Source organism: Variovorax sp. GW822-FHT04A09 (genome assembly GCF_058801005.1).
In genome coordinates this window covers 38482-59781 of record NZ_JBXAMV010000002.1, presented here as the reverse complement: position 1 = coordinate 59781, position 21300 = coordinate 38482, and the positions used below count along the sequence as shown (strand labels likewise).

The 21300-nt window shown below is 68.8% G+C and carries 25 protein-coding genes; 10 read left to right on the top strand and 15 right to left on the bottom strand.

The genetic code is table 11. From position 1 onward, the window contains the following. Positions 1–20: 20 nt before the first annotated feature. Together AC1RLW_RS11340 and AC1RLW_RS11335 are read right to left on the bottom strand one after the other, a co-directional pair. Positions 21–704, bottom strand: a complete 684-nt coding sequence (locus AC1RLW_RS11340; protein WP_062481371.1) for a redox-active disulfide-containing membrane protein — start codon at positions 702–704, stop codon at positions 21–23. Beyond that, positions 688–1572, bottom strand: a complete 885-nt coding sequence (locus AC1RLW_RS11335) for an SURF1 family protein (RefSeq protein ID WP_493193110.1) — start codon at positions 1570–1572, stop codon at positions 688–690. The genes AC1RLW_RS11340 and AC1RLW_RS11335 overlap by 17 nt, the downstream gene beginning before the upstream one ends. 27 nt (positions 1573–1599) lie before the next feature. Here AC1RLW_RS11335 and AC1RLW_RS11330 point away from each other — a divergent pair, with 27 nt between their 5' ends. Beyond that, entirely contained in the window at positions 1600–1830 is a 231-nt protein-coding gene (locus AC1RLW_RS11330) for a twin transmembrane helix small protein (RefSeq protein WP_062481367.1), read from the top strand. A gap of 80 nt (positions 1831–1910) precedes the next feature. On the opposite strand, the gene AC1RLW_RS11325 is transcribed toward AC1RLW_RS11330, so the two are convergent. From AC1RLW_RS11325 to AC1RLW_RS11290, 8 genes are all read right to left on the bottom strand, one after another. Continuing rightward, the gene (locus AC1RLW_RS11325) at positions 1911–2792 is read right to left on the bottom strand and encodes a cytochrome c oxidase subunit 3 (protein WP_062481365.1); all 882 of its coding nucleotides are present in this window, start codon (positions 2790–2792) and stop codon (positions 1911–1913) included. A gap of 83 nt (positions 2793–2875) precedes the next feature. After that, positions 2876–3043 (bottom strand): DUF2970 domain-containing protein, encoded by a 168-nt coding sequence (locus tag AC1RLW_RS11320; RefSeq protein ID WP_082818316.1) that lies wholly within the window; start codon positions 3041–3043, stop codon positions 2876–2878. A 53-nt stretch (positions 3044–3096) separates the two neighbouring features. Further along, a complete protein-coding gene (locus AC1RLW_RS11315; protein WP_056577955.1) occupies positions 3097–3726 on the bottom strand; it encodes a cytochrome c oxidase assembly protein in 630 nt (209 codons plus the stop codon). A gap of 35 nt (positions 3727–3761) precedes the next feature. After that, positions 3762–3878, bottom strand: coding sequence for a cytochrome oxidase small assembly protein (locus AC1RLW_RS11310; RefSeq protein WP_217493469.1), 117 nt, complete (start codon positions 3876–3878; stop codon positions 3762–3764). Positions 3879–3918: 40 nt separating this feature from the next. Beyond that, positions 3919–5556 carry a cytochrome c oxidase subunit I gene (gene ctaD, locus AC1RLW_RS11305; RefSeq protein WP_062481356.1) on the bottom strand — a complete coding sequence of 546 codons (1638 nt, stop codon included), beginning with the start codon at positions 5554–5556 and terminating at the stop codon, positions 3919–3921. A gap of 43 nt (positions 5557–5599) precedes the next feature. Continuing rightward, positions 5600–6778 (bottom strand): cytochrome c oxidase subunit II, encoded by a 1179-nt coding sequence (gene coxB, locus AC1RLW_RS11300; RefSeq protein ID WP_062481354.1) that lies wholly within the window; start codon positions 6776–6778, stop codon positions 5600–5602. Positions 6779–6837: 59 nt separating this feature from the next. Then, a complete protein-coding gene (locus tag AC1RLW_RS11295; protein WP_056578078.1) occupies positions 6838–7314 on the bottom strand; it encodes a DUF2244 domain-containing protein in 477 nt (158 codons plus the stop codon). A 163-nt stretch (positions 7315–7477) separates the two neighbouring features. Continuing rightward, positions 7478–8392 carry a class I SAM-dependent methyltransferase gene (locus AC1RLW_RS11290; RefSeq protein ID WP_493193109.1) on the bottom strand — a complete coding sequence of 305 codons (915 nt, stop codon included), beginning with the start codon at positions 8390–8392 and terminating at the stop codon, positions 7478–7480. A 22-nt stretch (positions 8393–8414) separates the two neighbouring features. Between AC1RLW_RS11290 and AC1RLW_RS11285 the strand changes: the two genes are divergently transcribed. The 3 genes from AC1RLW_RS11285 to AC1RLW_RS11275 all read left to right on the top strand — a co-directional run bounded on the left by AC1RLW_RS11285 (position 8415) and on the right by AC1RLW_RS11275 (position 10034). Then, positions 8415–9131, top strand: a complete 717-nt coding sequence (locus AC1RLW_RS11285) for a ComF family protein (RefSeq protein ID WP_493193108.1) — start codon at positions 8415–8417, stop codon at positions 9129–9131. A gap of 31 nt (positions 9132–9162) precedes the next feature. Continuing rightward, on the top strand, positions 9163–9624 hold the full coding sequence (gene trmL, locus AC1RLW_RS11280) for a tRNA (uridine(34)/cytosine(34)/5-carboxymethylaminomethyluridine(34)-2'-O)-methyltransferase TrmL (RefSeq protein ID WP_493193107.1): 462 nt from the start codon (positions 9163–9165) through the stop codon (positions 9622–9624). 116 nt (positions 9625–9740) lie between these two features. Continuing rightward, entirely contained in the window at positions 9741–10034 is a 294-nt protein-coding gene (locus AC1RLW_RS11275) for a DUF4148 domain-containing protein (RefSeq protein WP_493193106.1), read from the top strand. Positions 10035–10058: 24 nt separating this feature from the next. On the opposite strand, the gene AC1RLW_RS11270 is transcribed toward AC1RLW_RS11275, so the two are convergent. Both AC1RLW_RS11270 and AC1RLW_RS11265 read right to left on the bottom strand, forming a co-directional pair. Further along, positions 10059–10529: a MaoC family dehydratase gene (locus AC1RLW_RS11270; protein ID WP_062479484.1), complete on the bottom strand. Its 471-nt coding sequence runs from the start codon at positions 10527–10529 to the stop codon at positions 10059–10061. 73 nt (positions 10530–10602) lie between these two features. Further along, the gene (locus AC1RLW_RS11265; RefSeq protein ID WP_070061962.1) at positions 10603–11223 is read right to left on the bottom strand and encodes a nucleotide-binding protein; all 621 of its coding nucleotides are present in this window, start codon (positions 11221–11223) and stop codon (positions 10603–10605) included. Between the two features lie 92 nt (positions 11224–11315). Between AC1RLW_RS11265 and kefF the strand changes: the two genes are divergently transcribed. After that, a complete protein-coding gene (kefF, locus tag AC1RLW_RS11260) occupies positions 11316–12044 on the top strand; it encodes a glutathione-regulated potassium-efflux system oxidoreductase KefF (RefSeq protein ID WP_492684822.1) in 729 nt (242 codons plus the stop codon). Positions 12045–12046: 2 nt separating this feature from the next. Beyond that, positions 12047–13909: a glutathione-regulated potassium-efflux system protein KefC gene (gene kefC / locus AC1RLW_RS11255; protein WP_307589379.1), complete on the top strand. Its 1863-nt coding sequence runs from the start codon at positions 12047–12049 to the stop codon at positions 13907–13909. Positions 13910–13918: 9 nt separating this feature from the next. Here kefC and AC1RLW_RS11250 read toward each other — a convergent pair whose 3' ends face one another. Further along, entirely contained in the window at positions 13919–14869 is a 951-nt protein-coding gene (locus tag AC1RLW_RS11250) for a M14 family metallopeptidase (RefSeq protein ID WP_493193105.1), read from the bottom strand. A gap of 16 nt (positions 14870–14885) precedes the next feature. Beyond that, positions 14886–15887: a Bug family tripartite tricarboxylate transporter substrate binding protein gene (locus AC1RLW_RS11245; RefSeq protein WP_062479498.1), complete on the bottom strand. Its 1002-nt coding sequence runs from the start codon at positions 15885–15887 to the stop codon at positions 14886–14888. Positions 15888–16009: 122 nt separating this feature from the next. Here AC1RLW_RS11245 and AC1RLW_RS11240 point away from each other — a divergent pair, with 122 nt between their 5' ends. Then, complete coding sequence (locus AC1RLW_RS11240) at positions 16010–16906, top strand: MurR/RpiR family transcriptional regulator (protein ID WP_492684825.1); 897 nt, start codon at positions 16010–16012, stop codon at positions 16904–16906. Positions 16907–16909: 3 nt separating this feature from the next. Here AC1RLW_RS11240 and AC1RLW_RS11235 read toward each other — a convergent pair whose 3' ends face one another. Beyond that, a complete protein-coding gene (locus tag AC1RLW_RS11235) occupies positions 16910–17785 on the bottom strand; it encodes an amidohydrolase family protein (RefSeq protein WP_062479505.1) in 876 nt (291 codons plus the stop codon). Between the two features lie 104 nt (positions 17786–17889). Between AC1RLW_RS11235 and AC1RLW_RS11230 the strand changes: the two genes are divergently transcribed. From AC1RLW_RS11230 to AC1RLW_RS11220, 3 genes are read left to right on the top strand one after another with little or no spacing between them, the layout of a single operon-like run. Further along, a complete protein-coding gene (locus AC1RLW_RS11230; RefSeq protein WP_095746702.1) occupies positions 17890–18663 on the top strand; it encodes a crotonase/enoyl-CoA hydratase family protein in 774 nt (257 codons plus the stop codon). Beyond that, a complete protein-coding gene (locus AC1RLW_RS11225; protein WP_493193104.1) occupies positions 18660–20513 on the top strand; it encodes a feruloyl-CoA synthase in 1854 nt (617 codons plus the stop codon). The genes AC1RLW_RS11230 and AC1RLW_RS11225 overlap by 4 nt, the downstream gene beginning before the upstream one ends. A gap of 19 nt (positions 20514–20532) precedes the next feature. Further along, the gene (locus tag AC1RLW_RS11220; RefSeq protein ID WP_095746704.1) at positions 20533–21297 is read left to right on the top strand and encodes an SDR family NAD(P)-dependent oxidoreductase; all 765 of its coding nucleotides are present in this window, start codon (positions 20533–20535) and stop codon (positions 21295–21297) included. Positions 21298–21300: the final 3 nt, after the last annotated feature.

The following is a 21300-nucleotide window of genomic DNA, read 5'->3' as shown; positions in this document are numbered from 1 at the left end:
CGGTGGTGGTTCGCGCGGGCTCAGCGGCCCGCTTCGTCCCACGACGACGAGGCGCGCAGCAGGCGGTCGATGTCGCGCTTGGCGCGGCTCGCGCCGGCGGCGTCCATGCGGGCCGGGAAACGCATCATCCAGTTGCCCATCGGATCGACCACGTAGAGGTGCTCGGACAGCGCGTGCCCTTGCACGGGCGCGAGCCAGCGGGCGAGTTGGTCGGCCGGCACGCGCAGCACGGTCGCGCCGTGCAGGCCGTTGGTCAGGCGCTCGGGCACGGGCGCCGCATCGCTCACGAGCCAGACGCGGTCCAGGCGGTCTTTTTCGCGGCCCAGGCTCTCGCGCAGCTGGCGCTGCAGGTACAGCTGCTGCTCGCACAGCGCGTCGCAGGCGGCGTCGGCCACCGCCACCAGCAGCCACTGGCCCTTGAGCGTGGCCAGCTCGACCGGCGCGCCGCTGCGGTCGGTTGCCGTGAGACGGGGCATCTCGCGCTGCGGGTCGATCAGCTCGCCGTACACGCTGCGGCCCTCGGGCCGGATCACGTAGTAGGTGAAGTACGAGGCGATCACGGGCGCCGCGCACATCAGCAGCACGGCGATCATCTTCCAGCGCCCGTGGACGGTGCGACGGTTCTCGGCCTCGTCCAGCGCCTGGCCCGGCGACGGCATCGAGTGCACGGTCAGGCCCAGCGGCTCGTCAGAGGCTGCGGCCATCGCGTGCGCGGCGCCGCGCGCGCCGGAAGGGGGAGATGAATTGGAACCAGACATAGAGGATGACAACGAGGGCCGACAGGCCGAACCACTGGAATGCGTAACCGTAGTGCCTCTCGAGGCCCAACGCCGGGGCCGGCCAGTCGCGCTGCAGGCCCTCGGACGCCGGCCCGCTCTGCTGCAGCGACACGTCGGTGCGCAGCGGCAGTTGGGTCTCGGCGCGGAATGCCTCCAGGTCGAGATTTTGCCGGATGGGGGAAGACCCCTGAATGCCCGGTGCCGGAGCGCTGGCGCCGGCAGCCGAAGGGGCCGGTGCGGCGGCCGATGCCGCGGGCGCCGGTGCGGCCGCAGTCTTCGCGCCGAGTTCGAACAGATGGCTCGGCGGCGGCTCGATCAGCGCCGTGAGCTCGACGATGCCGGGCGGCGTCTCGACCACGCCGAGCTGCGTGCGGTCGACGAAATTGCGCTGCACCCATCCGCGCTGGACCATCACGGCCTGCTCGCTGCCTTCGAGCGCGAACGGCGTCAGCACGTAGAAGCCCGGCGTGCCGTGCATCTGGCGGTTGTCCAGGTAGACCGTCTGCGCCGTGAGCCACAGGCCGCGCAGGCGCACCGGCCGGTGCATTTCACCGGCTGCTTCGCCCAGCGCCAGGAACTCGGCCTGGGACAGCGGGGCTTTCTGCTTTTGCGCATCGATGCGGGCTTGCAGCGCTTCTTTCTGCGCGGCGCGCGACAGCTGCCAGCGGCCCAGCGACACGGTGGCGGCCAGCGCCAGCACGGCCGCCAGCGTCACGACCAGGAAACGGCCCCGGCCCGCGCGGCGGCGCGGCGTGGCAGAGGCGGAAAGGGACTCAGGAGGCTCGGGGGTCACTGGAGCGGACGGGGCGTGCGGCCGATAATGCGGGTCATGAAATATTTCGTCGCCCTGATCTTTCTGGGCATCTTCGCGAGCCTCGCCTTCGCGCTCTACTTCATGCTGAAGGACGGTCGCGACGGGCAGAACAAGCGCGGCGGCATGGCCCGCGCCCTCACCTTTCGGATCGGCCTGTCGGTCTTTTTGTTCCTGTGCATGCTGCTGGCCTGGAAACTCGGCTACATCCAGCCCACCGGGCTCCCGCTCGGGAAGTAGCAGATGGTGCTCGTTCCACGAGAACCATGAAAAAGGCGCCTTACGGCGCCTTTTTTCTGGAATGCCGTGAGGTTCTTCGCTCAAAGCCAATAGACCAGCACGTACAGGCCCAGCCAGACCACGTCCACGAAGTGCCAGTACCAGGCGGCGCCTTCGAAGCCGAAGTGACGCTCGGCGGTGAAGTGGCCCTTCTGCAGGCGCAGCGTGATGAACAGCAGCATCAGCATGCCGATGAACACGTGCAGGCCGTGGAAGCCGGTCAGCATGAAGAAGGTCGAACCGTAGGTGCCCGAGCTGAGCTTGAGGTTCAGTTCGGTGTACAGGTGGAAGTACTCGTAGCCCTGCACGCCCAGGAAGATCACGCCCAGCAGCACGGTGAGCCACATGAAGCGGATGCACTGGGCGCGGTGGTCGGCGCGCAGCGCGTGGTGGGCGATGGTCAGCGTCACGCCCGAGCTCAGCAGCAGCGCGGTGTTGATGGTCGGCAGCCAGAACGGGCCGACGGTCTGGAAGGGCTCGATGATGCCAGCCGGCGAACCGGTGACACCGGCCGCGACGCTGGGCCACACGGCCTTGAAGTCGGGCCAGAGGATCGCGTTGTCCAGGCTGCCGAGCGTCGGCAGCGCGTGGGTGCGGGCCCACCACAGCGCCGTGAAGAAGGCGCCGAAGAACATCACTTCCGAGAAGATGAACCAGCTCATGCTCCAGCGGTACGAGAGGTCGATCTTGTGGCCGTACTGGCCGCTCTCGCTCTCGCCGACGGCGGCGCGGAACCACACGAAGAGCGTGCCGAGCCAGATCACCATGCCCAGCAGCAGCGACCAAGCGCCCCACTGGTGGCTGTTGATCCATTGCCCCGCGCCGAGGATCACGAAGAACAAGCCGATCGCGGACACGACCGGGTAGGCCGAGGGTCCGGGCACGAAGTAGTAGGGCGTGGTGCCGTGGGTGGTTGAACTCATATCAGCTCCTGGCTTTCTTTCTTCTCTCGATTCAATGATTCTGGAGATCGTGGTTTTCTTGTCTTCGGCTCAGCAGGCAGCGCTCAGGCGGCCGCGACCACATGCCGCACCAGCAGCACCAGCCCGACCACGAAGACGATCACCGCGGCAAACGCCACCACGATGACGTGCAGCGGATTGAGCTTGCCCAGGTCTTCCTTGTAGGCGCTGTTGCGACGCACCCCGAAGAACGACCAGCCCACCGCCTTCATGGTGTCCCACAGCGTGGGCTTGCGGCGCGGGGCTTCGGGCGGCAACGGCGAGGTCACGAGCGCGGCTCATCGGCGACAGCATGCGAAACGGCGGCCACCGGGGCCGGAGGCGTCTTGCCGCCCACCTCGAAGAAGGTGTACGACAGCGTGATGGTCTTGACGTCCTTCGAGATCTTCGGATCGATCACGAAAGCGACCGGCCACTGCTTCTTCTCGCCCGCATCGAGCGTGTACTGGTTGAAGCAGAAGCACTCGAGCTTGTTGAAGTGCGCCGCCGCCTGCTGCGGTGCGTAGCTGGGGATGGCCTGCGCGGCCATGCGGCGGTTCTGCGTGTTCTGGAACTCGTACATCACCGTGTTCAGCTGGCCCGGGTGCACTTCGATGAAGCGCTCGGCCGGCTTGAAGTCCCAGAGGCCGCCGCGCACGTTGGAGTCGAACTCGACCTTGATCGTGCGGGTCATGTCGACCTGCGTGTTGTCGGGCACGCGCACGTTCTTGGCGCCACTGGCGCCGCCCGGCACCTGGAGCTCGGAGAGCGCGAGGATGTTGATGCCGGTCATCTCGCAGATGGCCCGATACATCGGCACCAGCGCATAGCCGAAGGCGAACATGCCGCAGGTCACGACGGCCAGCTTGCCGACCATGCGGACATTGGCGCGGCGGATGCGTTGACCGAGGCTCATGCTGTTGCTTCCGTTCGGGGGGCGATGCGGCGCGGTCAGCGACCGCTGAACCAGACCATGCGGACGATGAAGCCGATGAAGAAGATCACCGCGATGGAGGCCAGCGTGAGCCCCATGCGTCGGTTGTTCTTTCTTTGTTCGGGCGTCGTCATCGTCGTGCGGTCGTGGTGCTTGTGCGGCGTGCGCGGGTGATCAGCCGATCACCTTGGTGGCGGTCACGTCGAGCTTGGGCGGGTTCTCGAAGGTGTGGAACGGGGCCGGCGACGGCACTTCCCACTCGAGGCCTTCGGCCGCTTCCCAGGGCTTCTGGGCTGCAGCTTCACCCTTGCCGCGCATCGAAGGCAGCACGATGAACAGGAAGAAGTAGACCTGCGCGAAGCCGAAGAAGAACGCACCCACCGAGGCGATGGCGTTGAAGTCGGCGAACTGCATGGGGTAGTCGGCATAGCGACGCGGCATGCCGGCCAGACCCAGGAAGTGCATCGGGAAGAAGGTGACGTTGAACGAGATCAGCGACCACCAGAAGTGGACCTTGCCGCGCGTTTCGTTGTACATCACGCCGGTCCACTTGGGCGCCCAGTAGTAGAAGCCCGAGAACATGGCGAACAGCGAGCCGGCCACCAGCACGTAGTGGAAGTGGGCCACCACGTAATAGGTGTCCTGCAGCTGCGTGTCGATCGGTGCGACCGCGAGGATCAGGCCGGTGAAGCCGCCCATCGTGAACACGAAGATGAAGCCGACCGCGAACAGCATGGGCGTCTCGAAGGTCATCGAGCCCTGCCACATCGTCGCGATCCAGTTGAAGATCTTCACGGCCGTGGGCACGGCGATCAGCATCGTCGCGTACATGAAGAACAGCTGGCCCGTGAGCGGCATGCCGGTCGTGAACATGTGGTGGGCCCACACGATGAACGACAGGATGGCGATCGACGAGGTGGCGTACACCATCGAGGCGTAGCCGAAGAGCTTCTTGCGGGCGAAGGCCGGGACCACCTGGCTGATGATGCCGAAGGCCGGCAAGATCATGATGTAGACCTCGGGGTGGCCGAAGAACCAGAAGATGTGCTGGTACATCACCGGGTCGCCGCCGCCGGCGGGGTTGAAGAAGCTGGTGCCGAAGTGGCGGTCGGTCAGCGTCATCGTGATGGCGCCGGCAAGCACGGGCATCACGGCAATCAGCAGGTAGGCGGTGATGAGCCAGGTCCAGCAGAACATCGGCATCTTCATCAGCGTCATGCCGGGGGCGCGCATGTTCAGGATGGTGACGATGATGTTGATCGAACCCATGATCGACGAGGCGCCCATGATGTGCATCGCGAAGATGCCGGCGTCCATCGAGGGGCCCATCTGCAGCGTGAGCGGGGCGTACAGCGTCCAGCCGGCCGCGGGCGCGCCGCCGGGCATGAAGAACGAACCGGCCAGCATGATGGCCGCCGGGATCAGCAGCCAGAAGCTGAAGTTGTTCATGCGCGCGAACGCCATGTCGGATGCGCCGATCTGCAGCGGGATCATCCAGTTCGCGAAGCCCACAAAGGCCGGCATGATGGCGCCGAACACCATGATCAGGCCGTGCATGGTGGTGAACTGGTTGAACAGCTCGGGGTTCACCATCTGCAGGCCGGGCTGGAACAGCTCGGCGCGGATCAGCAGGGCGAGCACGCCGCCGATCATCAGCATCGTGAAGCTGAACAGCAGGTAGAGCGTGCCGATGTCCTTGTGGTTGGTCGCGAACACCCAGCGGCGCCAGCCGGTGGGCGCGTGGTGGTCGTGATGGTCGTCGTGTGCGTGGCCGCCTGGGGCGTGACCGTGGGGGTCGAGGACTGCGCTCATGTCGTTGTTCCTTGCAATTTCTTCTTCGCGGGGCGCCGTCGGATCACTTGCCGCGCAGGGCCAGCACTTCAGCCGGTTGCACCAGCTGGCCCGTCTTGTTCGACCAGCTGTTCTTGGTGTACGTAGCCACGGCCGCGAGGTCGGTGTCGCTCAGCTGCTTCCAGGCAGGCATGGCACCGTTGTTCTGGCCGTTGAGCAGCACCAGCAGCTGCACCTTGTGGTCGGAATCGGTCACCTTGGCTGCGCCGTCGAGCGGCTTGATCGGGCCTGCGCCCTTGCCGTTGGCCTGGTGGCAGGCCGCGCAGTTGGCGGCGTAGACCTTCTCGCCGCGTGCCAGCATGTCGGGCAGCGTCCAGACCTTGGTCGGGTCGTCGAGCTTGGCTGCGGCTTCCTTGCGCTTGGTGGCGACCCAGGCGGTGTAGTCGGCAGCCGACAGCACCTTCACGTGGATCGGCATGTAGGCGTGTTCCTTGCCGCACAGTTCCTGGCACTGGCCGTAGTAGTCGCCCACGGTCTCGGCGCGGAACCAGGTGTCGCGCACGAAGCCGGGAATGGCGTCTTGCTTGAGGCCCAGCTGCGGCACGGCGAAGGCGTGGATCACGTCGTTCGCGGTGGTGATGATGCGGACCTTCTTTTGCACCGGCACGACCATCGGGTTGTCGACCTTGAGCAGGTAGTCGTCGGGCATGGCGCCCTTGGCACCGGCGTCGGACATGGCGCGCTGCGAGCTGTCGAGCGTCGAGATGAAGGCCAGGCCCTCGCCTTCGCCGTTCAGGTAGTCGTAGCCCCACTTCCACTGGTAGCCCGTGGTCTTGATCGTGAGGTCGGCGTTCGTGGTGTCCTTCTGGGCCACGAGCACCTTGGTGGCGGGCAGCGCCATCACGATCACGATGAGGAAGGGCACGATGGTCCAGATGACCTCGACCACCACCGATTCATGGAAGTTCGCGGCCTTGTGGCCCACCGACTTGCGGTGCTTCCAGATGGAATAGAACATCACCGCGAACACGGCGACGAAGATGACCGTGCAGATGATCATCATGATCGTGTGGAGCAGATGCTGCTCCTGCGCGATCTTGGTCACGCCGACCGGAAGATTCAGCTGGCGCACCGCGGGGCCGCCGGGCAGATCGTTGACTGCGTGCGCCGCGTTGCTGAACGCCGCGCCGGCCGCCAGCAACAGATTCGCCGGCCTGTACTTATTGCGCCAAATGCTCTTCATCGTGTTCACGTTTCTTCAATTTTTCGAAAACCCAACCGTGCAGCACCGCGCGAGCCCCCTCAGGCGCCACGCAACGCCATGCGAATCTCGCGCGCCAGTGCGGCTCGCAACTCCGGGCGTACATAGCGCCCCACCCTGACCGATCGACCTTGCCCCGAGACCTCGATCAGCGAACGATCGCCGGTCTGCGGTTCGATCCGCACCTGGTGCGGAAGAAATTCCGTGCGTTCGTAGTGCCCACCGTTCTCGAGCTCCACGACGAGGCGCCCGCCCTGCAGCGCGATCCGTTCGCCATCGGTGGCATGCCGCGCGTACATCATGAACGCAAAGCCCACCGCGGCCAGTTCGAGCCAGGCGAATGGCAATACCAGCGGCGCACCGTGCAGCCAGAACACCATGCCCGTTCCCAGAGATACCACGCACAGCGAGGCGTAGAGCCAGCCCAGCTGGCTCGGCGTCACCGAGCAATTGCGTTTCAGGAACCAGTGGATGTTCTGGCCTGAGACGGTGGCAAAACGAAACACGGAATTCGACACGGGCGAGTTCAGCAAATCGGTGCGTCGATGGTGGCCAAACCCCTCGTACAAACAGGATCCGACACCCCTCGATCACGGGACAATACCCGCGAGTTTCACGCAACGGCGGATTGTAGCGGGTAGAGCGCGGGCCCCGCGCACCGAATGAGGGCTGCCGGGTCGCTCAGGCGCCAGGGCGGCCGCGCTGGAGCATCGATCGCATCTCGCGCAGTGAGACCGCACTCTCGGGCGACAGCGCGACGCGCGGCGTCGGCTTGAAGGCGTGACCGTAGATGACCTCGAAGGTCAGCGCGATGCGGCCCTCGCCTTCCGCGGCCGGTGCCAGCTCGGGCAGGGCCTGCTTGAGCGCGCGGTGCCAGGCCTTGCCGCGCAGTGCGGGGAAACGCGCCGGATGCAGGTTGCGCCCCAGGGTGCGCAGCTCGGCCAGGGCAGCTTCAGGGGTGGCCCAGGTGAGCACGATGCGCTCCATGTCCATCACGGGCTCGGCGAAGCCGGCGTGCACGAGCATGTCGCCCCAGTCGTGCATGTCGGTGTATTCATGGCCGGCGGCGGGCCAGCCGAGCCGGGCGTGCAGGGCGCGCAGCTCGCGCACGGTGTCCGGGCCGAGGCAGGAGAACATCAGGAAGCCGTTGGTCGCGACCAGCCGGTGCCACTGCGCGATGAGCGCCTCGGGGTCGGCCGCCATGTGCAGCGACATGTTGGCCCAGAGCAGGTCGACGCCGTCTTCGGGCGGCGCGTCGAAGCGGGCCTTGCCGCCCTGCCAGCGGCGCGCGCTCCACCAGGGCGCGGTCAGCGCCTCGCCGGTCCGTTCGGCCAAGGCGGGTTCGGATTCGATGACGAAGGCTTCGGCGTCGCGGTAGCGGCGGGCCAGCAGCGCGTGCGCCTCGAGGCCGCCGCGCAGCGGCGACCAGTCGGCCCAGGTGCGGGGCTGGGCCTTGATCCATTGCAGCCGGTCTTCCATCCGGCGGCCGATTTCCTCGTGCAGCCAGGGCGAGCCCTCGGCGGGCGCGAGCCGGCGCCAGCGGTCGGCCGCCGTGGGATCGATGGTCGGCGGTCTTCTTGCGGGGTCGGTGGCCATGGGGCCGTGAGTATATTGAGGCATGCACAACCGCCGGGCCCTGAGGCCTTTCACCTCGCTGCTCGCGCGGCTGCCCAGCCAGTGCGAGGTCTGCCGCGCCTGGCCGGCGCAGCGCGTGTGCGACGCCTGCGTGGCCCGCTTCGCGCCGCCGACCCCGCGCTGCGGCGGCTGCGCGCTGCCGATGCCCGAGGGCGTGACGCGTTGCGGCGAGTGCATCAAGCACCCGCCGCCGCTCGACGCCTGCCTGGCGGCATGCACCTATGCGTGGCCGTGGCCCGATTGCATCGCCCAGTTCAAATTCCGCGGTGAGGCGGGCTGGGCCGGTCCGCTGGCCACACTGCTGCGCAGCGCGCCATGGGTGGAGCCGGCGCTGGAGCAGTGCGACCTCGTGCTGCCGATGCCGCTGGCGCCCGGCCGACTGGGCGAGCGCGGCTTCAACCAGGCGCACGAGCTCGCGCGCCGGCTGGCGCCGGCCAAGACCGACGCCACCCTGCTGCTGCGCACGCGCGACACGCCTGCGCAGAGCGGCCTGCCGCGCGCCGACCGGCTGCGCAACCTGCGCGGCGCCTTCGCCGTGGAGCCGCTGCGCGCCGACGGCCTGCGGGGGCGGCGCGTGGTGCTGGTGGACGACGTGATGACCAGCGGCGCCTCGCTGTTCGCCGCGGCCGCCACCTTGCGCCTGGCGGGCGCGGCGCACATCACCGGCGTGGTGCTGGCGCGGACCGACCCGCCGCGCTGAACCCGCCGGCGGCGCCCGCGACAATCGGCGCATGTTCCATATCGTCCTGGTCCACCCCGAAATTCCGCCGAACACCGGCAACGTGATCCGGCTCGCGGCCAACACAGGCTGCACGCTGCACCTGGTGGAGCCGCTCGGCTTTTCGATGGACGACCGCCTGCTGCGCCGCGCCGGGCTCGATTACCACGAGTACGCCGAAGTCAAGCGCCACGCCGACTGGGCCGCGCTGCTGGCCACGCAGCAACCGCCCGCCGAGCGCATGTTCGCTCTGACCACGCGCGGCACCCGCCCAGTGCACGACGTGCGCTTCCAGCCCGGCGACTGGCTGGTGTTCGGCTCGGAAACCGCCGGCCTGCCACCGCCGATCCGCGACGGCTTTGCCGAGGCGCAGCGCCTGCGGCTGCCGATGCGCGCCGGCCAGCGCAGCCTGAATTTGTCGAACGCGGTGGCAGTCACGGTGTTCGAAGCCTGGCGGCAAAACGGTTTCGCCTGACGGCCCTTCGCACGGCAGGGGCACATCCGATCGGCGCTGCACAGCGTATGGGAAGGCATGCCGGTGATTCGCACCGGCATCCGTCCCCTCAACGCCGACTGCCAAGGAGTCCCGCCATGCACACCACCACCCTGCGCCTGATCACCCTCGCCGCCCTCGCCTTCGCCGGCGGCGCCCATGCCTTCCAGGGCGAGCAGAACCCGCTGCCGCCCGCGCCCTTCCAGTCGTCGCTGACGCGCGCCCAGGTCCAGCAGCAAGCCCTGCAGCCGCTGCAGATCAGCAACGGCGGCACCGGCGTGGCCCGCCCGACCGCGGGCAACGTCGACCGTGCGGCGGTGCGCGCGAGCGCCGTCGGCATCACCCGACAGGGCGCCGCCGCCTACGGCGAAGTCACCGACCGCCGGATGTAAAGAGAAAAAGAAGAAAAAGTCCGCTCAGGGAAAACGGCGCACCACCGACTCGGCGACGCACGCCGGCTTGGCGGCGCCTTCGAGTTCGATGGTGGTTTCCCAGGTCATCTGCAGGCCGTTGTTGGGAATCGGCTCGGCGCTCAGCAGCTTCATGCGGGCGCGCAGGCGCTGGCCCACCGGCACCGGCGACATGAAGCGCACGCGGTTCAGGCCGTAGTTCACGCCCATGCGCGACTCGACCACGTCGATGGCCGTCTCGAAGAACTTCGGCAGCAGCGACAAGGTGAGAAACCCGTGCGCGATCGGCGCGCCGAAGGGGCCGGACTTGGCCCGCTCCACATCGACGTGGATCCACTGGTGGTCACCCGTCGCCTCGGCGAACTGGTTGACCTGCTGCTGCGTCACGGAAATCCAGTCGCTCACGGCGACTTCCTGGCCGACGCAGGCGGCGAGATCCTGAAGGGTCTGGAATGTCTTTTTGGTCATGCGGGGCATTCTGGTGCCAAGGGCACAAGGCTGGCTGTCGGACTTGCGACAACCGGGATTCAGGGAAATCCGGGGGATCAGTTCAGGCGTCGAGCCATTCGCAGATCGGCGCCCACTGGTCGAGGTCGCGCTGCACGCGCCCCGGCGCGATGTCGAACAGCGTGAGGCCGCGCGCGGCCAGCTGCACGTAGTTCTGGGTGTCGCGCAGCTCGCCCAGCACGGGCACGCCGAGCCCGGCGATGAACTCGTGCAGCCGGTCGGCCGCCAGCGTGCGGGCGTTCACGCGCATGCCGACCAGGCCGATGCGGGTCTTCTCGGCGCGGCGGCTTTCCAGCAGGCGGTCGAGGAAATCGCGCGTGGCGTAGATGTCGAAGATGCTCGGCTGCAGCGGCACGATCACGCGGTCGGCCAGCGCCAGCACCTCCTTGAAGCGCCAGCCGTGCAGGCCGGCGGGCGTGTCGAGCACCGCGTGGGTGGTGCCGCGCGGCGGGCGCACCACGGTGCTGTCGCCGGTGGCCTCCCAGGTGGCGATGGGGCGGGCCTGCGGTGGGCGCAGGCCGAGCCACAGCCGCGAGGACTGCTGGCGGTCCACGTCGCCGAGCATCACGGCATGGCCGCGGCTCGCGAAGTAGCCCGCGATGTTCGTTGCAATCGTCGATTTGCCCACGCCCCCCTTGGGATTGGCGACCAGAACCACCGGCATGAGGATCTCCTCCAGAACGGGAACAGGGCTGGATGGTAGTCGCCCCGGGTGGCGCGTCGGCGACGGCGGGCCGTCTGCGTTATGTTCGCCACATGACGACAACAACATCCGCGGAGAACCCCGCCAGCAGCATCTATGTGCTGGCGGCCCACCCCCACTGGCGCGACTCGCGCGTGAACCGCCGGCTGTTCGCCGCGGCGCAGCGCGTGCCCGGCGTCGAGGTGAACGACCTGTACGGCAGCTACCCCGATTTCGCCATCGACGTGGAGGTCGAACGCGAGCGGCTGGCGCGCGCCGATCTGGTGGTGCTGCTGCACCCGATCCAGTGGTATTCGATGCCGCCGCTGCAGAAGCTCTGGGTCGACGACGTGCTGGGCTACGGCTGGGCCTACGGCCCCGGCGGCACCGCGCTGCAGGGCAAGGACTGCTGGCTGGTCGCCACCACCGGCGGCCCCGAGCCGAGCTACCACCCGCAAAGCTACAACCGCTACTTCTTCGACGCCTTCCTGCCACCCTACGAGCAGACCGCCGCGCTGTGCGGCATGCGCTTCTTGCCGCCGCTGCTGCTGCACGGCGCGCGCCGCGCCAGCGAGGCCGAGGTGGCCGCGCATGTCGAGGTGTTCGTGCAGCGGCTGGAAAGCTACCCGGTGTGGCCCGAAATGGACGAGCTCGATGCCTGCATCGCCTGCCCGGTGCCCGAGACCGACCGCCCCGCCGAATCCGACGACGTGGGCCAGGTGATGGCCGGCGCGTTCCACAGCGCGATGACGCACGGCCTGGCCGTCGCCAACGGCAGCAACAGCACCCACAAGGCGGCCTGAGCATGGAACACGCACCCGCCTGGCTGACCAGCAGCCTGATCTACCTGAGCGCCGCCGTGCTGGTGGTGCCGCTGTCCAAGGCCCTGGGCCTGGGCTCGATCATCGGCTACCTCGTGGCCGGCATCGCCATCGGCCCCTGGGGCCTGGGCCTCGTGTCCAGCGTCGAAGACGTGCTGCATTTCGCCGAGTTCGGCGTGGTGCTGATGCTGTTCCTGGTCGGCCTCGAACTCGAGCCCAAGCGGCTGTGGAGCCTGCGCCGCCCGATCTTCGGCTGGGGGTCGGCGCAGGTGCTCAGCTGCGCGGCGGTGCTGTTCGCCGTCGGCTGGGCCGTGGGCGCGCCGTGGCGCGTGGCGCTGGTGGCCGCCCTCGGGCTGGCGCTGTCGTCCACCGCCATCGCGCTGCAGGTGTTCGGCGAACGCAACCTGCTGAAGACGCCCAGCGGCCAGGCCGGCTTCTCGATCCTGCTGTTCCAGGACGTGGCGGCGATCCCGATCCTCGCGCTGCTGCCGCTGCTGGCCGGCGCCACCGCGGCCGAGCAGGCCGTGAGCGGGCTGGACCGCGCGCTCGAGGCGCTGAAGATCGTCGGCGTGATCGCCGGCATCATCCTCGGCGGCCGGCTGCTGCTGCGTCCGATCCTGCGCTGGATCGCGCGCAGCGACACGCCCGAGATCTTCACCGCCGCCGCGCTGCTGCTGGTGGTAGCCATCGCGGCGCTGATGCAGTTCGTCGGGCTGTCGATGGCGCTGGGCGCCTTCCTTGCCGGCGTGCTGCTGGCCGAAAGCGAGTACCGGCGCGAGCTCGAGACCGACATCGAGCCCTTCAAGGGCCTGCTGCTGGGGCTGTTCTTCATCGCGGTGGGCATGTCGATCAACTTCGGCGTGCTGCTGGCCAACCCGGGGGTCATGGCCTTGCTGGTCGTGAGCTTCCTGGTCATCAAGCTGGTGGTGATCTACGCGCTGGCCAAGGCCATGGGCCTGGCCTACCAGGAGCGGCCGGTGTTCACGCTGCTGCTGGCGCAGGGCGGCGAGTTCGCCTTCGTGGTGTTCCAGGCCGCCGGGCCCGACGTGCTGCCGCCGCAGACCACCTCGCTGCTGATCGGCGCGGTGGCGCTGTCGATGCTGCTGTCGCCGCTGCTGCTGGTGCTGCTCGACAAGTTCGTGCTGCCGCGCTACAGCCACGCGGGCGGTCCGCAGCTCGAAGAGATTTCGGAGCAGCAGGACGCCAAGGTGCTGATCTGCGGCTTCGGGCGCTACGGCCAGATCGTCGGTCGCCTGCTGATGTCGCAGGGCCTGCGCGTGACGGTGCTCGACCACGACGCCGACACCGTCGAAGGCCTGCGCCAGTTCGGCTTCCGGGTGTTCTACGGCGACGCCACGCGGCTGGACCTGCTGCGCACCGCCGGCGCGGGCACGGCGCGCGCCATCGTGGTGGCGGTGGACGACATCGAGCAGTCGCTGGACATCGTCGACCTGGTGCGCGAGAACTTCCCGCAGGCGCGCATCATTGCGCGCGCACGCAACGTGACGCACCTGTTCCAGCTGCGCGACCGCGGTGTGCAGGACATCGAGCGCGAGGTGTTCGAGTCGTCGCTGCGCAGCGCGCGCTCGGCGCTGGAGGCGCTGGGCTGGCCGGCGGCCGAGGCGCGCGAGGCGTCGATGCGTTTCCGCCAGCGAAACCTCAAGCTCAGCGACGAGATCTACCCGCACTACAAGGACCGCGCCAAGCTGATCGCCGCCAACAAGGCGGGCCGCCAGCAGTTCGAGGAACAGATGGCGCGCGAGCGCGAGGAGCGCAAGCTGCGCTCGGGCCAGGACTGGGACCGGCTCGGCGAAGACGAACCAGCGGGCGACGCGAAGGCGCCCTGAGGCCCGGGGTCAGACCGGCACGGTCAGGTACACGCCTTCGCGGCCGATCACCGGTGCGCGGGTCGGCATGAAGATCGTGCAGCCGTCGCAGGGCGAGCGGATCTCGCGCCCGGCCTGCACCGCGATCAGTGCGCCCTGGTCGAAGGTCTCGAAGCCGAGCACGGGCCGCACGAAGGCGAAGTCGTCCGACGTGACCATGTGGACCTCGAGCAGCCGGAAGCGGCGCGCGGCCACCGGCACGCGCGGCACCGGGTCGACGAGCCCGAGGTGCGCCAGGAAGCGCAGCGACACGTCGGTGGCCAGGTCGGCCGCCGACTGCGCGAAGTGCTGGCCGCACTCGACCACCACCGCACCGCCGTCGATGCCCGGCTCGCCGTGCCGCCCATAGGCCGTGACACCCGTGCCGGGCGCGGCGCCCACGGGCATCACGAGGTGCACCGCCGGGCCACCGACGGCCTGCGCCAGGCCTGCATTGCGCTCGAACTCCGGGTAGACCCAGAAGGGCTGCACGGGGGCGCGCGTGGAATGGATGTCCAGCACGTAGTCGGCCGCATCGAGCACCCGCCGCAGCTCGCGCGCGCGGCGCAGCTCGGGGCTGTGTTCGGTGCCGTCGAGCAGCTCAGGCGACCAGATGCGGTTCAGGTTGTGCACCAGCTGGCGGTTCTCGTAGGGCCGGTCGATGTCGAAGGCCTCGTAGGCCTCGACGTTCGCGAAGCTCACGGTGAGCGTGCCGATCTTCGGGCGCACGCCGGTGTCGAGCAGGTGCGTGGCCGCGACCATGCCGCAGATCTCGTTGCCGTGCGTGAGCGCGTTGACGAGCACGTGCGGGCCCGGCTTGCCGGACGCGAAGCGGTGCACGTAGTCGATGCCGGTGTTGCCCTGGCGGTAGGCCGAGAGGTCGCGCGGCAGCACCTCCAGCGGGGCGGTGTCGGGTGCGAAGGCCTGCAGTGTCTGCGTCATGGAACCAGCAACCCGCTCACTCGCCGCGGATGCCGGCGCGCTTGACCATCTCGCCGTACAGCGCGAGCCGCTCCGACATCATGGCCGTGAACTGCGCGGGCGATTGCGCCTCGGGCGCGAGCGAGCCGCGCGCCAGCAGCGCCTCGACCATCGTCGGCTGGTCAGCCACCGTGCGCACCGCCTTGTGCAGCGCGGCGATGACCTCGGGCGGCGTCTTCGCGGGCGCGGCCAGGCCGATCCACGAGGTGGTGTTCAGCACCGGATAGCCCAGCTCCGTGAAGGTCGGCACGTCGGGCAGCGCCGCGACGCGCGTGGGCGAGGCCACGGCCAGCGCGCGCAGCTTGCCGGCCTGGATGTGCGGCAGGAAGGGCGCGAGGTTGTCCAGGCCGAACTGCACTTCGTTCGAGATCAGCGCGGTCACCAGCGGGCCGCCGCCGCGGTAGGGCACGTGCGTGGCGTTGAGCTGCAGCTGCGACTTCATCAGCTCCACGTTGAGCTGGCCCATGCTGCCCGGCCCGGCGCTGCAGAAGTTGAGCTCGCCCGGGCGCGACTTCACCAGCGCCACGAACTCCTTGAAGGTCTTGGCGGGCACGGCCGGGTTCACCAGCAGCACGTTGATGGAGCGCGCGAGCTGGCTGATCGACAGGAAATCCTTGATCGGGTCGTAGCCCGGGTTGGCCTGCGTCAGCGGGTTGGCCAGGTGCGAGCTCTGCGACGACACCACGAGCGTGTAGCCGTCGGGCTTGGCGCGCGCCACTTGGGCGCTGGCGATGGAGCCGCCGGCGCCGGCGCGGTTGTCGATGACCACCGGCGTGCCCAGCGCCTTCGACAGCGGCTCGGCGTACAGCCGCGCGATCAGGTCGACCGAGCCGCCGGCCGGGAACGGCACCACCAGCGTGACCGGGCGGGCCGGGAAGGCCTGGGCGCGCGCGGACAGGGGCAGCAGCGCCGCCGTCAAGCCGGCGCCGAGGATCTCGCGCCGGCGCAGGGCGGGCACGGCGGGGGTGGTGGAACGCATGGCAAGGTCTTTCTGCAGAAGAAGCGGGCAATCGGGCGGACAGGGCCGGCCGAAATCGTGCATTCATTTTTGCAAGGAGACCTAATTTTTGCAATACTCGTTGCAAACATGAGGTTTCTCCGATGCCGCACGCAGACACCCCCGCCGCCCCCAGCCTGAACCAGCGCATCTCGGGCTACGGCAAGAAGCTCACGAAAAGCGAGCGACGCCTGATCGAGGAGCTGCAGGCGCACCACCCGCAGGGGCTGCTCGAATCTGCAACGAGCCTTGCAAGAAAGGTGGGCACCAGCGCCTCGACCGTGGTGCGGCTGCTCGCCAAGCTGGGCTACGAGAGCTACGCCCAGGCGCAGATGGAGGCGCGCGCCGAAGTCACCGCCCTGCTCGCCTCGCCCGCCACGCGCGCCGACGCCGTCATCGGCGACGACACCTCCGTGCGCAGCTGCCTGGACAACGCGCTGCTGCACGACCAGCACAACCTGGCCGCCACCTTCGCGGCGCTCGACGTGGGCGCGTTCGAGGCGGCGGTGAAGCTGCTCACGCAGCGCAAGGTGCGCGTGCACGTGCTCGGCCAGCGCAACGGCCTGCCGCTGGCCAGCCACCTCGCGCTGAACCTGAACCTGTGCCTGCCCGACGTGCGGCTGCTGGGCGGCGCGGGTGCGCTGCCACTGGAAGACCAGCTGCTGCGCATCGACGACAACGACCTGCTGCTCACGCTCACCTTCCGCCGGCACTCGCTCGCGATCGCGCGCACGGCGGCCTACTTTCGCGAGAAGGGCGCGAAGGTCGTCATGGTCACCGACAGCCCCAGCGCGCCCGCGGCGCCCTCGGCCGATCACTTGCTGCTGGTGCGCACCTCCAGCGCCTCGCCCTTCGATTCGTACACGGCGGCGCTGTCGGTCTGCAACGCGTTGATCACCGCGGTGGCGCAGCGCCGCAAGAAGGAGCTGGCCGCCGTGTTCGAACGCGGCGCGGCGCTGTGGGAGCCGCACTGGAACGAGGCGGCGCCGCGCGCCGCCTGAGCCTCAGGCCGCCGGGGTTCCGAGCCCCAGCAGGCGCACCGCGTTGTCCTTGAGGATGCCGGGCATCACCTCGGGCTTGAAGCCGGCGGCCTCGAAGTCCTTCATCCAGCGGTCGGGCGTGATCAGCGGGTAGTCGCTGCCGAACAGCACGCGGTCCTTCAGCAGCGTGTTGGCGTACTGCACCAGCTGCTTCGGAAAGTACTTGGGGCTCCAGCCCGACAGGTCGATCCACACGTTGGGCTTGTGCGTGGCCACGCTCAGCGCCTCGTCCTGCCAGGGGAAGCTGGGGTGGGCCATGACGATCTGCATGTCGGGGAAGTCGATGGCCACGTCGTCCAGGTGCATCGGGTTGCTGTACTCCAGCCGCAGGCCACCGCCGCAGCGCATGCCCGAGCCGATGCCGCTGTGGCCGGTGTGGAAGATGGCCGGCAGCTTGTACTCGGCGATCACCTCGTAGATCGGCCAGGCCATGCGGTCGTAGGGGTGGTAGCCCTGCACGGTGGGGTGGAACTTGAAGCCCTTCACGCCGTGCTCCTCGATGAGCCGGCGCGCCTCGCGCGCGCCCATCTTTCCCTTGTGCGGATCGACGCTGCCGAAGGCAATCATGATGTCGCTGTTCTGCTGCGCGGCCTCGGCGATCTCCTCGTTCGGGATGCGCCGGCGGCCCATGTTCGACTCGGCGTCGACCATGAACATCACCAGCCCGATCTTCCTTTCACGGTAGTACGCCACGCTCTCGGCGATGGTGGGGCGGCGGTTCGAGCCGAAGAACTTGTCGGCCGCGCGGTCGTATTCCTCGCCGTAGTTGTCGAAAGGGTTCCAGCAGCTCACTTCGGCGTGGGTGTGGATGTCGATCGCGATCAGGTTCCGTGGGTCCATGTCGTTGTCTCCGGTTCGGGTAAGTCCCTAGGTTTCGGGAGGCTCCAATGCCTTGAATTGATTATTTCTCATAACCATAATCCAACGCAACCCCGCACACCATCATGACCAATCCAGACCTCCACCTCGACATCCGCGACGACGTCGCCATCGTTCGTCTCACGCGCGGCGCCAAGCGCAACGCGCTGTCCGACGGCCTGATCCTCGCGCTGCGCGACACCTTCGAGACGCTGCCCGCCACGGTGCGCGCGGCCGTGCTCGACGGCGAGGGCCCGCATTTCTGCGCCGGCCTGGACCTGAGCGAGCTCAAGGAGCGCGACGCCGGCCAGGGCATGCAGCACTCGCGCCTGTGGCACAGCGCGCTCGACCTGATCCAGCACGGCCCGGTGCCGGTGGTGGCCGCGCTGCACGGCGCGGTGGTCGGCGGCGGGCTCGAGCTGGCCAGCGCCTGCCACATCCGCGTGGCCGACCGCTCCACCTTCTACGCACTGCCCGAAGGCTCGCGCGGCATCTTCGTGGGCGGCGGCGGCTCGGTGCGCATCCCCAAGCTGATCGGCGTGGCGCGCATGACCGACATGATGATGACCGGCCGCGTCTACAACGCCGAAGACGGCGAGCGCGCCAACTTCGCGCAGTACCTGGTCGACGAGGGCACCGCCTTCGACAAGGCCCTGGAGCTTGCCAAGCGCATCGCCACCAACGCGCCGCTCACCAACTACGCGCTGATGCACGCGCTGCCGCGCATCTCCGAGCAGTCGGCCGACCACGGCTTCTTCACCGAGGCGTTGATGTCGGGCATCGTCCAGGCCGCGCCCGAAGCGAAGGAACGCGTGCGCGACTTCCTCGAAGGCCGCGGCGCCAAGGTGAGCAAGGGATGACCGCCGTCCGCTACCGCCCGCTGGCCTTCGGCGTGACGCGCGCGGTGCTGCGCGACGGCGCGCCGGGCACGCGCTACCTCACGGCCGAGACGCCGCTGCAGGCCTACCGCGAGCGCATGACCGACCGGCTCGCGCACTGGGCGCAGGTCGCGCCCGATCGCACCTTCATCGCACGCCGCGAGCGCCTGCCCGACGGCCGCACCGGCGACTGGCTGCGCGTGAGCTATGCGCAGGCGCTGGAAGAAGCGCGCGGCATCGGACAGGCCCTGCTCGATCGCGGCCTGAACGCCGAGCGCCCGGTCGTGATCCTCAGCGAGAACGGCATCGAGCACGCGCTGCTCGCGCTGGGCTGCCTCTACGCGGGCGTGCCCTACTGCCCCGTGTCGCCGCCCTATGCGATCGTGAGCCAGGACTACGACAAGCTGCGCCACGTCATCGACACGCTCACGCCCGGCCTGGTGTTCGCGGCCGACGCCGCGCGCTTCGCCAAGGCCATCGCGGCCACCGTGCCCGCCGGCACCGAGGTCGTGCTCGCCGAAGGCACGCTCGAAGGCCGCGCCACCACGCGCTTCGACGTGCTCGCCGCCACGCCGGCCACGCCCGCCATCGACGCGGCGATGCAGGCCACCGGCCCCGACACCATCACCAAGTTTCTTTTCACCTCGGGCTCGACCAAGATGCCCAAGGCGGTGATCAACACGCACCGCATGTGGTGCGCCAACCAGCAGCAGCTGCGCCAGTCGATTCCCGCGCTGGGCGACGAGCCGCCCGTGCTGGTCGACTGGCTGCCCTGGAACCACACCTTCGGCGGCAACCACAACGTGGGCATCGTGCTGGACAACGGCGGCACGCTGTTCATCGACGACGGCAAGCCCACGCCCGCCGGCATGGCCGAGACGCTGCGCAACCTGCGCGAGATCGCGCCCACCATCTACTTCAACGTGCCCACCGGCTTCGAGGCCATCGCCAACGCGATGGAGAGCGACGCCATGCTGCGCCGCAACCTGCTGTCGCGCGTGAAGATGTTCTTCTACTCGGGCGCGGCACTCGCGCAGCCCGTGTGGGACAGCCTGCACCGCACGCAGGAATCGGAAGTCGGTGAGCGCATCGTGATGGGCACCGGCCTGGGCATGACCGAGTCGGGCCCCTTCGCGCTGTACGTGACCGGCCCCGACGTGAAGTCGGGCGACGTGGGCCTGCCGGCCGCCGGCATCGAGCTCAAGCTGATCGAGGTCGACGGCAAGACCGAGGTGCGCTACCGCGGCCCCAACATCACGCCCGGCTACTGGCGCGCGCCCGAGGCCACCGCCGAGGCCTTCGACAACGAAGGCTTCTTCTCCACCGGCGACGCGGTGAAGTGGATCGACGACGGCGACATCCACCGCGGCCTGCGCTTCGACGGCCGCATCGCCGAGGACTTCAAGCTCGCCACCGGCACCTTCGTGAGCGTGGGCCCGCTGCGCGCGAAGATCATCGCGGCCGGCTCGCCTTATGTGCAGGACGCGGTGCTCACCGGCATCAACCTGAAGGAAGTCGGCGCGCTGATCTTCCCGACGCAGAAGGTGCGCCAGCTCGCCGACCTGCCCGCCGACGCCCCGCTGCAGCAGGTGCTCGAAAGCGCGCCCGTGCAGGCGCACTTCCAGCAGGTGGTGGACACGCTCGCGGCCGGCGCCACCGGCAGCGCCAACCGCATCGCGCGGCTGCACCTGATGGCCGAGCCGCCGTCGATCGACAAGGGCGAAGTGACCGACAAGGGCTCCATCAACCAGCGCGCCGTGCTCAAGCACCGCGCCGCGCTGGCCGACGCGCTGCACGCCGACACGCTGCCTTTCACGCTCAAGCCCCGCTAACCCATTCAGGAGACACACCATGAAGATCGAAGGACAAGCCGCACTCGTCACCGGCGGCGCCTCGGGCCTCGGCGAGGCCACCGCGCGCGAACTCGCACGCCTGGGCGCCAAGGTCGCGGTGCTCGACCGCAACGCCGCACTCGCCGAGAAAGTGGCCGCCGAGATCGGCGGCGTTGCCTGCGTTTGCGACATCACCGACACCGACAGCGTGAACGCCGCGCTCGACAAGGCAGCCGCCGCACACGGCCCCGCACGCATCCTGATGAACGTCGCCGGCATCGGCAGTGCCAAGCGCATCGTCGGCAAGGACGGCAACCCCGCGCCGCTCGAAGACTTCGTGCGCGTGGTCAACATCAACCTGATCGGCGGCTACAACATGGCGCGCCTGTTCGCGGCGCGCTGCGCGAAGCTCGACGCGCTCGACAACGGCGAGAAGGGCGTGATGCTCTTCACCGCCTCGGTCGCTGCCTTCGACGGCCAGGTGGGCCAGCAGGCCTACAGCGCGTCGAAGGGCGGCCTCGTCGGCATGACCCTGCCGATGGCGCGCGACCTCGCGCAGCACGCCATCCGCGTGTGCACCGTGGCGCCCGGCCTCTTTGCCACGCCGCTGTTGCTGGAGCTGCCCGAGCCGGTGCAGCACTCGCTGGCCGCGTCGATCCCGTTCCCGCCGCGCCTGGGCAAGCCGTCGGAATTCGCCGAGCTGGCCTGCCACATCGTGACCAACGGCCACTTGAACGGCGAAGTGATTCGCCTCGACGGCGCCTTGCGCATGGCGCCGCGCTGATTC

Coding starts and splice junctions, on each gene's coding strand:
- AC1RLW_RS11240 (WP_492684825.1), top strand. CDS start 16,010: ATGCCGCACGCAGACACCCCCGCCGCCCCCAGCCTGAACCAGCGCATC.
- AC1RLW_RS11290 (WP_493193109.1), bottom strand. CDS start 8,392: ATGGCCACCGACCCCGCAAGAAGACCGCCGACCATCGATCCCACGGCG.
- AC1RLW_RS11330 (WP_062481367.1), top strand. CDS start 1,600: ATGCGGGTCATGAAATATTTCGTCGCCCTGATCTTTCTGGGCATCTTC.
- kefF (WP_492684822.1), top strand. CDS start 11,316: ATGACGACAACAACATCCGCGGAGAACCCCGCCAGCAGCATCTATGTG.
- kefC (WP_307589379.1), top strand. CDS start 12,047: ATGGAACACGCACCCGCCTGGCTGACCAGCAGCCTGATCTACCTGAGC.
- AC1RLW_RS11310 (WP_217493469.1), bottom strand. CDS start 3,878: ATGACGACGCCCGAACAAAGAAAGAACAACCGACGCATGGGGCTCACG.
- AC1RLW_RS11250 (WP_493193105.1), bottom strand. CDS start 14,869: ATGACGCAGACACTGCAGGCCTTCGCACCCGACACCGCCCCGCTGGAG.
- AC1RLW_RS11285 (WP_493193108.1), top strand. CDS start 8,415: ATGCACAACCGCCGGGCCCTGAGGCCTTTCACCTCGCTGCTCGCGCGG.
- AC1RLW_RS11230 (WP_095746702.1), top strand. CDS start 17,890: ATGACCAATCCAGACCTCCACCTCGACATCCGCGACGACGTCGCCATC.
- AC1RLW_RS11315 (WP_056577955.1), bottom strand. CDS start 3,726: ATGAGCCTCGGTCAACGCATCCGCCGCGCCAATGTCCGCATGGTCGGC.
- coxB (WP_062481354.1), bottom strand. CDS start 6,778: ATGAAGAGCATTTGGCGCAATAAGTACAGGCCGGCGAATCTGTTGCTG.
- AC1RLW_RS11325 (WP_062481365.1), bottom strand. CDS start 2,792: ATGAGTTCAACCACCCACGGCACCACGCCCTACTACTTCGTGCCCGGA.
- AC1RLW_RS11225 (WP_493193104.1), top strand. CDS start 18,660: ATGACCGCCGTCCGCTACCGCCCGCTGGCCTTCGGCGTGACGCGCGCG.
- AC1RLW_RS11245 (WP_062479498.1), bottom strand. CDS start 15,887: ATGCGTTCCACCACCCCCGCCGTGCCCGCCCTGCGCCGGCGCGAGATC.
- ctaD (WP_062481356.1), bottom strand. CDS start 5,556: ATGAGCGCAGTCCTCGACCCCCACGGTCACGCCCCAGGCGGCCACGCA.
- AC1RLW_RS11270 (WP_062479484.1), bottom strand. CDS start 10,529: ATGCCCCGCATGACCAAAAAGACATTCCAGACCCTTCAGGATCTCGCC.
- AC1RLW_RS11235 (WP_062479505.1), bottom strand. CDS start 17,785: ATGGACCCACGGAACCTGATCGCGATCGACATCCACACCCACGCCGAA.
- AC1RLW_RS11320 (WP_082818316.1), bottom strand. CDS start 3,043: ATGAAGGCGGTGGGCTGGTCGTTCTTCGGGGTGCGTCGCAACAGCGCC.
- AC1RLW_RS11220 (WP_095746704.1), top strand. CDS start 20,533: ATGAAGATCGAAGGACAAGCCGCACTCGTCACCGGCGGCGCCTCGGGC.
- AC1RLW_RS11265 (WP_070061962.1), bottom strand. CDS start 11,223: ATGCCGGTGGTTCTGGTCGCCAATCCCAAGGGGGGCGTGGGCAAATCG.
- AC1RLW_RS11340 (WP_062481371.1), bottom strand. CDS start 704: ATGGCCGCAGCCTCTGACGAGCCGCTGGGCCTGACCGTGCACTCGATG.
- trmL (WP_493193107.1), top strand. CDS start 9,163: ATGTTCCATATCGTCCTGGTCCACCCCGAAATTCCGCCGAACACCGGC.
- AC1RLW_RS11275 (WP_493193106.1), top strand. CDS start 9,741: ATGCACACCACCACCCTGCGCCTGATCACCCTCGCCGCCCTCGCCTTC.